10 protein-coding genes and 3 tRNA genes are annotated in these 11743 nt (G+C 41.9%); 12 read left to right on the top strand and 1 reads right to left on the bottom strand.

Features of this window, described 5'->3' with window-relative positions; translation table 11 throughout:
- The first annotated feature begins 39 nt into the window (after positions 1-39).
- The 6 genes from B4K11_RS08800 (at position 40) to B4K11_RS08775 (ending at position 4936) form a co-directional block, all read left to right on the top strand.
- Positions 40-115 (top strand) — tRNA-Glu (locus B4K11_RS08800).
- 17 nt (positions 116-132) lie between these two features.
- Positions 133-207, top strand: a tRNA-Gly gene (locus tag B4K11_RS08795).
- 31 nt (positions 208-238) lie between these two features.
- Positions 239-314: transfer RNA gene (locus B4K11_RS08790), tRNA-Glu, on the top strand.
- A 233-nt stretch (positions 315-547) separates the two neighbouring features.
- Complete coding sequence (locus tag B4K11_RS08785) at positions 548-892, top strand: hypothetical protein (protein ID WP_292959333.1); 345 nt, start codon at positions 548-550, stop codon at positions 890-892.
- The gene (locus B4K11_RS08780; protein WP_292957848.1) at positions 867-2078 is read left to right on the top strand and encodes a hypothetical protein; all 1212 of its coding nucleotides are present in this window, start codon (positions 867-869) and stop codon (positions 2076-2078) included. The genes B4K11_RS08785 and B4K11_RS08780 overlap by 26 nt, the downstream gene beginning before the upstream one ends.
- A complete protein-coding gene (locus B4K11_RS08775; protein ID WP_292959332.1) occupies positions 2039-4936 on the top strand; it encodes a bifunctional diguanylate cyclase/phosphodiesterase in 2898 nt (965 codons plus the stop codon). Before B4K11_RS08780 ends, B4K11_RS08775 begins: the two co-directional genes overlap by 40 nt.
- 19 nt (positions 4937-4955) lie before the next feature.
- Here the strand turns inward: B4K11_RS08775 and B4K11_RS08770 are convergent, their stop codons facing one another.
- Positions 4956-5351, bottom strand: a complete 396-nt coding sequence (locus B4K11_RS08770; RefSeq protein WP_292957842.1) for a PA2817 family protein — start codon at positions 5349-5351, stop codon at positions 4956-4958.
- A 228-nt stretch (positions 5352-5579) separates the two neighbouring features.
- Between B4K11_RS08770 and B4K11_RS08765 the strand changes: the two genes are divergently transcribed.
- The 6 genes from B4K11_RS08765 to B4K11_RS08740 all read left to right on the top strand — a co-directional run bounded on the left by B4K11_RS08765 (position 5580) and on the right by B4K11_RS08740 (position 11612).
- The gene (locus tag B4K11_RS08765; RefSeq protein ID WP_292957839.1) at positions 5580-6512 is read left to right on the top strand and encodes an ABC transporter ATP-binding protein; all 933 of its coding nucleotides are present in this window, start codon (positions 5580-5582) and stop codon (positions 6510-6512) included.
- Entirely contained in the window at positions 6509-7282 is a 774-nt protein-coding gene (locus B4K11_RS08760; RefSeq protein WP_292957836.1) for an ABC transporter permease, read from the top strand. Before B4K11_RS08765 ends, B4K11_RS08760 begins: the two co-directional genes overlap by 4 nt.
- Positions 7282-8106, top strand: a complete 825-nt coding sequence (gene queF / locus B4K11_RS08755) for an NADPH-dependent 7-cyano-7-deazaguanine reductase QueF (RefSeq protein ID WP_292957833.1) — start codon at positions 7282-7284, stop codon at positions 8104-8106. Before B4K11_RS08760 ends, queF begins: the two co-directional genes overlap by 1 nt.
- A gap of 11 nt (positions 8107-8117) precedes the next feature.
- Positions 8118-8681: a nitroreductase family protein gene (locus tag B4K11_RS08750; protein WP_292957831.1), complete on the top strand. Its 564-nt coding sequence runs from the start codon at positions 8118-8120 to the stop codon at positions 8679-8681.
- An 8-nt stretch (positions 8682-8689) separates the two neighbouring features.
- Complete coding sequence (locus tag B4K11_RS08745) at positions 8690-9157, top strand: YiiD C-terminal domain-containing protein (protein ID WP_292957829.1); 468 nt, start codon at positions 8690-8692, stop codon at positions 9155-9157.
- 226 nt (positions 9158-9383) lie between these two features.
- Entirely contained in the window at positions 9384-11612 is a 2229-nt protein-coding gene (locus B4K11_RS08740) for a heavy metal translocating P-type ATPase (RefSeq protein ID WP_292957827.1), read from the top strand.
- Positions 11613-11743: the final 131 nt, after the last annotated feature.

The following is an 11743-nucleotide window of genomic DNA, read 5'->3' as shown; positions in this document are numbered from 1 at the left end:
TTTCCCGCTCCAAATTCAGATATGGATTTGGCATATTGTGTCCCATTCGTCTAGTGGTCTAGGACACCGCCCTTTCACGGCGGTAACAGGGGTTCGAACCCCCTATGGGACGCCATTCTCTTTTAAGTTGTTGCGGGAATAGCTCAGTGGTAGAGCACAACCTTGCCAAGGTTGGGGTCGCGAGTTCGAACCTCGTTTCCCGCTCCAAATTCAGATATGAATTTAGAATAATTTTTACGTCCCATTCGTCTAGTGGTCTAGGACACCGCCCTTTCACGGCGGTAACAGGGGTTCGAACCCCCTATGGGACGCCATTTCTCCTTTCTTAATACTTCATTTGTCTGATTTTATTCAATCTCCTCAGGAAAGATTTATCCAGATGGTCTAGAATGTGGGTCAATAGGCCTTAAAAATATCTGGAGTGAGCTATTATTCTCTCTCGTAAGGCAGTTTTCACATAGGATGTGGTTGGCTTCATTGTATGATCAGACCTCTGGTTTTCTTACTGCTGTTGATGCTTCCTCGGATAGGGTTTTCTGAGGTAATAGTGAATAGTAATGTATCTTTGGATAGTGTCAGTCGGCAGTATCTTCTTTCAGTTTTTTCTATGCAAACTCGTACATGGCCTGAGGGGCAATCTATTCGAGTTTATATTTTACCCCCCCAACAGCCTGAACATAGGTCCTTTGTAAAAAGTGAATTAAAATTGTTTCCTTATCAATTGGTTAAGATTTGGGATAGATCTGTTTTTTCTGGATCTGGACAATCTCCAATGATTGTTGAATCGGAAGAAGAGATGCTTAGGAAAGTGTCTGAAAATAAGGGGGCAATAGGTTATCTGCTCAAAGGAATTGAGGAGGGTGATAATGTCAAAGCATTACGGATTAAGTAGGTTTGTTCGGTATGTTGGTGCCGTCCTGACGTTAATTTTTTTCTCTGGCTTTATACAGGCGGGCGAAGGAGATAATTGGGAAATTAATGGGTTTGTTACTCAAGGCTTTGCCCTGGCCGATGATAATAACGTCTATGGTGACAGTGAAAGTGGCAGTTTTGACTTCCGTGAATTAGGGCTTAATTCGGCAGTTAGAATTAATGATAGGTTACTTATTACTGGGCAGGTGATGTCTCGTAAGGCGGGAAGTGTTGATGATGGTGATCCAATGCTTGACTATGGATTACTTGATTACCGCCTTCTTGAAGCGGAGTCAGGCTACGTAGGCATTAAATTAGGCCGTATTAAAAACCCATTTGGTTTTTATAATAAAACTAGAGATGTTGCTTTTACGCGCCCCTCTATCATGTTGCCTCAATCTTTATACTTTGATCGGGCACGAAACCTAGAGTTATCTTCAGATGGTGGCATGTTATATGGGTATCGGTTATTAGATTCTGGACGTATTTCATCTGAAATAGTTGTGGGGGCTCCACGTAAAGATCTGAATGTGGAATATGCTTATTTAAATAATGATTGGCCTGGCTCGTTCACCGATAGTGAAGGGTATTTATGGCGAACAGAGTACAGTCTAAGTGATTATAGTTTTATCGCAGCTTTTAGTTATGGCAATTTTAAACTAGATTTTGAAGTGCCGGGTGTTCCTGCTTTAGGTGCGCCGGGAGATGGTGTTGTCGATATCGATGTTGCGGCGCTTTCATTGCAATACAATTTAGATCAATGGAGCCTTACTGGTGAGTACTTTAGACAAGATATTAACTGGGGAAGCCTAGGAGGAGTGTATTCCCTTATCCCTGAGAACAGTAGTGAATCATTTTATCTTCAGCTAGAGCACCGTTTTAATTCGGAAGTATCGATGTTCTTGCGAAGGGATATCCTATATATCGATATGGATGATAGGGATGGTTCTAAGGCGGAACAACTGTTTGGTAAGCCTGCACATACGCAATATGCTTTTGATTGGACCTTAGGAGTCGGTTGGGAGCCTAGTCGTGATTGGTTGTTTAGAGCTGAGTGGCATCATGTTGAGGGAACCGGGTGGTTAGCGACACAGGATAACCCTGATGATGCTCTGAAAGTGGAGGATTGGAATATGTTGTTACTTCAAGCTACGTACAGGTTTTAGTTCCGATGATTGGCTCTGGTTCAGGAAATCGCCCATTCTTTAGTTTGCGCTGGAAGGTGTTTATAAACCTGATGTGTGTGCTTGCGCTGGTACATGCAGCTTATGGCTATTATTCTTATATACAACTTAAAGAACGAGGAGCCGAGCAGCGTGCTGATCTTGCTGAACGAGATCTATTTGTTCTCGAAGGGTTAGTCGCGACCTCATATGAAAGATTGCTTGAAGTGGGGGAAATTATCCCGCTTTTTGTGAACCGGCTAAGTGATGAGGGCTCTTTACTAGCTAAGTATGAAGATGCGATTCAAGGCCTTTTTCCCGGTTTATCAATGAATGGCTCAATGGATGCTGTTTATCTTTATGATGGCTTAGGGAATGTCGTCATCAAGCAAGGAATGGGTGTAGAGCTTCCTGTAACCGTCATCTCTGCAGTTGTAGAAACAGAAGAACCGGTTAAATATTTCCACTGTTCTGAGCAGTGCCTGCGATTTATCGCGATACCTGTGCAGCTAGAGAATAATAAAATAGGTGTGATGGTCATAGGGCGAGAGATGAGAGACATTATTCTCGAGTTTAATCGTCAAAGTGGTCGCGATATTGGTCTAGCCCTCCAGCCCTCAGGGCGAAATGAGGCAGCTAGGTTATGGAAACTAGAATTAAAGTATTTAACCCAGAAAGCAGAAAATGCCTCGTTACTTAATCAATTAGTTAGTCAGCAAAATATTGTATCTGAGGGCGGGATTTACGAAATCAGTGCCAATGATAAGAAATACCAAATTCTTCTCAAGCCTCCCGAAGGGGCGGTTACTGGAAAAGCCTACTGGATTTTAATTGAGGACCATACAGATAGTTATTTAGCTGCTAGAAAGGACTTGATTGAACGATTTTTAGTCGCGGGTATTGGCCTGTTTTTAGCGGCTCTTTTTCAATTAGCAGTATTGCGCTCACCATTAAGAACTTTGTCGGAAATTTCGGAATTATTACCTCTATTGGCGGGTAGTGCTTTTGATGAAGTGCGCGCCAAGCTTAGCGGGATAAATAGGAAAAATATTTACGAAGATGAGCTAGATTATCTGCAATATAGCACCATAGATTTAGCCCATCAGCTTGAAAGTTTGGAGTCATCATTATTAGAACGAGCACAGAATTTAACTGAAAGGTCACGGCAACTAGAGGCCGAGCGAGACTTTGTAACGAGCCTTTTAGACACCGCGGAAACGATTATTCTGACCTTAGATGGAAATGGCAGAATTGTGACGTTAAATCGTTTTGGCCAGGAACTATTAGGTCTGAGCAGTTCTGAAGCAAGTTTGATGAACTTTTTCGATCTAAATCATGACCATGCCAAACTTGGTGAACATCAAACTTTGATGCATCGCTTGCTGGATAATGAAGATAACAAAGTACAAATAGAAGCATCCATTCGATCTAGAAGCGGGCGTATGCTGCAAATATCATGGTTGCATTCGATTTTAAATATTCCGGGTGCTGAAGCTCAAGTTTTATCTATAGGTTTGGATTTTACTGAAAGGCAGCATGCGGAGAAACGCTTGGTTTGGATGGCAAACCATGATCCCCTTACTGCATTGCCTAACCGTTTGTTATTTAATGAAAAAATTGAGTTGGCCCTGAAGCATTCGGAGGATAAAGATACTGGTTTTGCCGTTCTGTTCTGTGATCTAGATTCGTTTAAAGATGTGAATGATTCTTTAGGACATCCTGTTGGGGATGAGTTGCTTCAACAAGCTGCCGAGCGTATTCAAAATGTTATTTGTAATGAGGGGCTGTTAGCTCGTTTAGGAGGGGATGAATTTACAATTCTTCTAGAGGGAGCTGAATCTAAACAAGAGATAGAGGGTATTGCACAAAACATCATCATAGCCTTCAGACAGTCATTTTTTATTGATGGATACGAGATATTTAGCACCATTAGCATTGGTATAGCGTTGTACCCAGAGCATGGTCGTGATGTTACTTCGCTGATCCAATATGCAGATGTAGCTATGTTTGATGCAAAGGAGAGCGGTAAAAATCAGTTACGTTTCTACCATGATGAACAAGGTAGTCAGAGATACGAGCGTTTCTCTTTAGTGAATGATTTAAGACGTGCCTTGGAGCGTGATGAACTGAAGGTCTATTATCAGCCTCAAATAGATGCTTATTCTGGCAGTGTGATGGGCGTTGAAGCTTTGTTGCGTTGGCAGCATAGCGAACTTGGAATGATCTCTCCTGCGAAGTTTATTCCCCTAGCTGAAGAGCAGGGACTAATTATACCTATAGGTGAGTGGGTACTTGAACAAGCCTGTACTCAAGGTCGAAAGCTTCAAGAGCAGGGCTTCAATATTCGTATGGGCGTGAATATTGCGGGTCAACAGATTATGCATGAAAGTTTACTGCCGGCGGTTAAGAGGGTGATTAATGAGACAGGAATTGATCCAGGATTGCTTGATTTAGAGGTGACAGAGAACTTCTTATTACGTCAGCCAGAAGTCACTATTCCAAAGCTTCATAAATTTCGTGAAATGGGTTTATCCTTATCAATGGATGATTTTGGTACCGGGTATTCTTCGTTGAGTTACTTGAAAAAACTGCCATTGAATACGCTAAAAATTGATCAAAGCTTTGTGCGAGATATAGGTATTGACCCTGAAGGTGAAGCAATCGTTAAAGCGATCATTGTTTTAGCGAAAAGTTTGGGACTGGAGGCATTGGCGGAAGGGGTAGAGACCAGTGAACAGCTATCTTATCTGCGGACACACGGTTGTCATCTAATTCAGGGGTTTTATTTTAGTCGCCCGTTACCTGAAGAAGAACTGCCCGAATTTGTGGCAAATCAGGCAGTGGAAATCTCATTTGAGTAGAGCTTGTGGGGAATGAAAATTAATTCTGACCAAATACACTTGCACGTGTATTTAAGTAATCGAACTCTTCATTATTTTCTTCCGCTTTAAATCGAAGTTCGTCGAGTCGCTGAAATTTTTCAATCTCTTCATCGGCCATGTTATGCAGGCAGCTTCCACCGAAGAACCAGAGTAGATCTCTAGCGATTAAGTGAGCTAGGCCTGGATACATTCTAAATGCACGTTCTAGGACCTCTTCTCCTGCTGTGTATGCTTTGTCATTACCCGCTTCAAAGGCCTCAATTAACTTTTTTAAGCTGAGAATGAATACTTCATCATCCTCTGAAATCTCTTCATTTGTGAAGGGCTCACATTTGATTAGGTTGTTATAAGCAATTTTCAGAAAATTAAGATGATGAATTTGATAAGATGTCATTCTGAACTCCAGTGTAATGATTGGGCCATTTTATAAGGTGATTAGTAATGCTGCTAGTCTCCATAGAAGAAATAAACGGATTCTGATTTAGTAGGTGCGCTTGAAAAAGTGAGATCTAACCTCATTTATATGAGCATCTTAAAATGCACATGGAATATGCCAAGGTGTAGCTGCATTATTTGGCGGTACACGTCGTTTTTTACACTTAATTAAGGTTTGGACTGCTATATGACGTTAGCGTTGACGGTTGATAAACTGCATAAAGTTTATGGTAATGGTTTTGAGGCCCTGAAAGAGATCTCTTTTAGTGTTGAGGAGGGGGATTTCTTTGCGCTACTTGGACCTAATGGTGCAGGTAAATCTACGACGCTCGGAATTGTGTCGTCATTGGTTAATAAAACGTCGGGGAAAGTATCGATTTTCGGTGTTGATTTAGATGAAGATCTAACCGGTGCAAAGTTAAACTTGGGGGTTGTGCCGCAAGAATTTAACTTCAACATGTTTGAAAATGTTAAGGATATTTTGGTCACGCAAGCTGGTTATTATGGTATCAATCGGCGCACAGCAGGTGAGCGTGCGGATTACTATTTGAAGAAATTAGGTTTGTGGGAAAAACGGAATGGTGCGGCTCGAATGTTATCGGGTGGTATGAAGCGCCGTTTAATGATTGCTCGTGCTTTGATGCATGACCCGAAACTACTCATTTTGGATGAGCCGACCGCTGGTGTTGATATTGAATTACGCCGCTCTATGTGGGAGTTTTTATGTGAGTTAAATGAATCAGGCACTACGATTATTTTAACGACACATTATCTTGAAGAAGCCGAAAGCCTTTGTCGTAATATTGCAATAATTGATCATGGCTCAATCATTAAAAATACAAGCATGCATGCGCTACTTCAGCAGCTTAATACTGAAACGTTTATCCTCGATCTGGAAAATGATTTGTCAGAACCTCCTCTTCTTGAAGGGTATGTCGTTCGTCAGCTTTCAGAAAATACATTAGAAATTGATGTAGAAAGTCAGCAAGGGCTAAATTCGTTGTTTATTGAGTTAGGGGCCCAGCAGATTGCGGTTAGAAGTATGAGAAATAAATCTAATAGGCTAGAAGAGTTGTTTGTTTCTTTGGTCGATAAAAATTTAAATCAGGAAGACTCATGAACGCCCAAGATTTGTTAGTAGCTTTTTGGACAATAGTACACCGGGAAGTTCGCCGTTTTACACGTATTTGGGCGCAAACGTTGTTACCGCCCGCTATAACCATGACACTGTATTTTATTATTTTTGGTAATTTGATCGGTAGCCGCATTGGTGAGATGGGCGGTTTTGATTACATGGAATATATTGTTCCGGGGTTAATCATGATGTCGGTTATTACTAACTCATATAGCAATGTTGTTTCTTCATTTTACAGCACTAAATTTCAGCGGAATATTGAAGAGCTTTTGGTTTCACCTGTACCAAATTGGGTTATTTTAAGTGGGTTTGTATTAGGCGGCGTTGTTCGAGGGCTAGGTGTTGGACTTATTGTTACTTTGCTATCGTTGTTCTTTACTGACCTTCAAGTGCAAAACTTATTTGTCACGATAGGGATTGTGTTTTTAACCTCCGTTGTTTTTGCGTTGGGTGGGTTTATCAATGCGATATTTGCCAATTCTTTTGATGATATAAGTATTATTCCTACGTTTGTTTTGACACCGCTTACCTATTTAGGAGGTGTGTTTTATTCAATCCAATTGCTACCTGAATTTTGGCAAGGTGTTTCTCAATTGAACCCTATACTGTATATGGTAAATACGTTCCGTTACGGTATTTTGGGAGTAAGTGATATTAATATAGGTTTCGCGTTTTCAATGATTATACTTTTTATTGGATGCCTTTTTACTTATGCGCTTTATCTGCTTAAAAATGGCAAAGGAATTCGTAGTTAATGAAAATGAATGATGTAGTAATGAGTTCACCTTTAGGGCAAGGGACAGAATACGTTAACAATTATGACCCTACGCTTCTTTATCCGATTGCTCGTGACCTGAATTGGAAGGAGAGAGGGCTTGAACGTAATTCTTTACCCTTTCAAGGGGTTGATATTTGGAATGCTTACGAACTTTCTTGGGTGAACCCTAAAGGTAAGCCCGAAGTTCGATTAGCTGAATTTCGGGTGTTCGCCGATAGTAAAAATATTATCGAATCTAAGTCATTTAAGTTATATCTGAACTCTCTTAATTTAAGTCAGTTTGAATCGCAGGAAGAGGTTGAAACGGTACTTATTAAAGATCTATCTGCTGTGGCTGAAGGTCGTGTTGAGGTACGTATTTACCACCCAGATCAAGCGCCTGAATTTGGTCAGTTTACGGGGTTTTGTATTGATAATCAGGATGTGGAAATTACACAGTACACGCCATCTCCTGATCTTTTAACAACATACGATGAAAGGGTGGAAGAGGTTCTTTATAGCCACCTATTGAAATCAAACTGTCCTGTTACTGGCCAGCCTGATTGGGCGACTATTGGTATTAGCTACAGTGGTCAAGAGATCGATCGTGAAGGTTTATTGAAATATATTATCTCTTACCGTGAACACGGAGATTTCCATGAGCAATGCGTAGAAAACATTTTTATGCATATTTGGGAGCAATGTAAGCCAGATAGTCTAAATGTCTATGCGCGCTATGTTCGTCGTGGAGGCCTAGATATTAACCCATTTCGTAGTAGTGAGATGGATGATATAGATAACCTGCGTTTAAGCCGTCAATAACAGGATAAATTATGGATGCTTTAGATCTACTGCATAATCGTGTTTCTTGTCCTGCTTTGATTGAACCTGGGCCCACGAAACAACAGTTGGACTCTATCTATCAAGCCGCTTTGAGAGCTCCTGACCATGGCGCTATTCGTCCTTGGCGCTTTTTAACTGTGGCGGGGGATTCCAGACAGCAGTTGGGAGATCTATATCTAAAAGCTGCTTTGGTTGAAAATCCGCAGCTTTCACCTGAACGCCAAGATAAAATCCGCAAAATGCCTTTGCGGGCACCGACTGTCATTGTGGTTATTGCAGCCGTATCTGAACACCCGAAAGTTCCGATTTTAGAACAAGAGATCTCTGCGGGTTGTGCAGCTCAAAATATTATTTTAGCGGCCCATGCTCAAGGTCTTGGTGCTATGTGGCGAACAGGTGACATGGCCTATTTACCGACGGTTAAATCAGGTTTAGGCCTTACTGAGGAAGAGTCTATTATTGGTTATATCTACTTAGGTACTGCCAAAAAGGTGCGTAAGGCAACCACGCATGATCTCTCTAATTATGTAACTGATTGGCAGGGTATACTTTGAGTGAGGGGATGATGCCTGAACTTAGGAATGTTTCAGATGACTTTTTACTTTGGCTTAAGTCAGAAATACCCTTGGTTAACCATCTAGGGTTAAATCCTCTCGAGTGGGATGGTCATACACTTGTTATGGGAGCAGAGCTTAAGCCTAACGTGAATGATAAAGGCACAGGTTTTGGTGGTTCATTAGCAACAGTCACGACCCTATGCGGTTGGAGTATTGTGACGTTGTATCTACAGTCACAAGGACGTTGTGATGATGTCGTTATCGCTGATAGCCACTTGCAGTATATTTCGCCGGTTACGTCCGATTTTAAAGCCGTAACTTCCTTACCTAATGCGCAAGATTTAGACGTTTTTGACCAAAAAATGATGACGAAAGGGCGGGCTCGAATGGATCTTGTGATTGAGATAAAACAAGGTGATGAAGTCGCTATGCGATTAACTGGCACTTATGTAGCTTTGGAAAAGAAGCGCTGAGAGTTCTTCCTTAAAATTCACCTCTTGATTATTGTTTGCCGGTGTTTCTATCTGCAGTTGCTCTGTTTCATAATAATGCGGCTTATTCCTACCTATCTTTGTTATATATCTTCAAACTTGCTGAATCGAAATGTTATATCATATTAATCTTATATACATTGTCACAGTTGATAACTTTTAGGGGTCTTATACATCCCATAGCACTTTTCTAAATTGAGGCCAGATTATGATTTACCGACTATCACTACAAGGTGTGAAATGCGCTGGTTGTGTTCGCTCTTTGGAGAAAGGGTTGATCTCTAGTTCGGTCATTGATGATTTCTCAATTAATTTTGCAGATCGAAGCTTGAGCGTATCATCTTCACAGAGTGTGGATCGGGTGATTGCAGCAGTAAAAGAGGCTGGGTATGGGGCAGTTGAGATTTCAGATAGTGAAGGGTTAGAGCAAGTTCAGTTAGCCGAAAAGGCTCATTATCAAACAACGCTTAAGCGTAGTGTTGTTGCTTTAGGTTTTGGGCTGCTATTGATGTTGCAAATGTGGTTCAGCGAGATGCCTGATATCAGCCAATTTAATGGGATTGTAGAAGGGAGTACCGTCGGCATTATATCCCTGGCTGTCATGTATTTTTGCGCTGGGCATATCTATCGCGGGGCCTGGAACTCTGCGTTAAAGCTTAATTTCAATATGGATAGCTTAGTTGCATTGGGAACCGGGGCTGCTTGGCTCTATTCTTCAGGCCTGCTCATAGTCTCGTCGTTGGGTTTTGATCTTCCTGCAGCCGCTAGCCATTTATACTATGAAGCCTCCGTCATGATCATTGGTTTTATTTTACTTGGCCAAGCTTTAGAAGCGCGCGCAAGGAAAAAAACCGGTGATGCGGTGCGTAATTTGATGATGCTACGTCCCAGCACAGCGCTACGGGTACGTGACGGTATTGAGGAAGAAGTTGCTGTTGAACTGCTGTCTTTGGGTGATTGTGTCCGTATTAGGCCTGGAGAAAGTATTCCTGTTGATGGCATTGTTGTATCAGGCGACAGTTATATCGATGAGTCAATGCTAACGGGTGAGTCTGCCGCTGTGCATAAAAGACCGGATGATAGCCTTGTAGGTGGCACCATTAATGGCTCAGGTAGTTTAATGATGCAGGTCGAGACGATCGGTTCACAGACTGTTCTAGCAAAGATTATTGAAGCTGTGCGAGAGGCTCAAAACTGTAAGCCTGAATTAGGAAAGCTTGCTGATAGAATCGCGGCTTACTTTGTACCTATTGTTATAGGCATTGCCTGCCTCACCGCTTGTGTGTGGTTTTTCTATGGGCCTGCCCCTCAGATTACTTATGCAGTTATTACCATGATGACTGTTCTGATCATCGCTTGTCCTTGTGCACTAGGTTTAGCGACACCTATGTCAGTTATGGTCGCGGTAGGTAAAGCAGCGAGTCAGGGAATTTTGATAAGAAATGCTGATGCGCTGCAGCTAGCAGAAAAGGTGACCACCGTTGTGTTAGATAAAACGGGGACCGTGACTCAAGGTGTTCCGGCTGTTACAGATGATAAGTATCTTTGTAATGCCAAGGATTTGAATCAAATACAGAATGTCATTGCCGCGATCGAATCGCATTCAGAGCATCCTCTAGCCGCGGCTATGAGTAAACATTTAGTGAGTGTTGACACGCAGTCAGTAAATGAAACAGTTCAACAGTTTGAGAACGTAGCAGGGTTGGGTGTCTCTGCATCTGTAGACGGGCATACTTGGTTAATTGGTAGTCGGGAGTGGATGCAGAGAAACAAGATTGAATCTGATAAGGTATCGTCTCTAGCGTCCGAGTGGTCAACAGAAGCGAAGTCACTAGTTTATGTGGCAAAAGGAAATTCTTTGATGGCGTTGTTTGCTGTAGCAGATCCAATCAAACAGGATTCCCCAAAAGCGATAGAGGGTTTTCTTGATCTAGGACTTAAGGTTGTTCTTTTATCGGGAGATAACCAGATAACTGCTCGGGCAATTGCTAGTCATGTGGGGATTGATGAGGTTATTGCTGAGGTGAAACCGGAAGAGAAAAAAGATGTGATTGCCCAGTTGCAAGCCGAAGGTGAAGTTGTAGCAATGGTGGGTGATGGTGTAAATGATGCACCAGCCTTAGCACAGGCTGATCTTGGCTATGCAATTGGTACTGGGTCTGATATTGCTATTGCGAGTGCGGATGTTACATTGATATCGGGTTCGTTGTTAGGCGTACAAAAGGCAATGCGAATCTCTAAAGCCACTGTGAAAAATATTAAACAGAATTTGTTTGGTGCCTTTATCTATAATGCGGTCGCAATTCCGGTTGCCGCAGGGGTATTGTTTCCAGTTTCAGGCGTGTTGTTGAATCCAGCAATAGCTGGTGCGGTGATGGCCCTGTCTTCAGTTACGGTGGTAAGTAATGCAAATCGCTTACGTTTGTTGAAAGTCTAACCTAATTAGCGCGGTATGAATCGGACAATAAATACCGCGCTATTTTAGCTGCTCTGTTTAATCAGCAGTACGTACAATCTTTTCAATAATAATCGCAGATTTAGGCACATCTCTATAGCCTTTTATAGATG

Source organism: Neptuniibacter sp. UBA6509, from assembly GCA_002435145.1.
In the GTDB taxonomy this organism is placed as follows: Bacteria; Pseudomonadota; Gammaproteobacteria; order Pseudomonadales; family Balneatricaceae; genus Neptuniibacter.
This window is presented reverse-complemented; position numbering and strand designations above follow the sequence as displayed.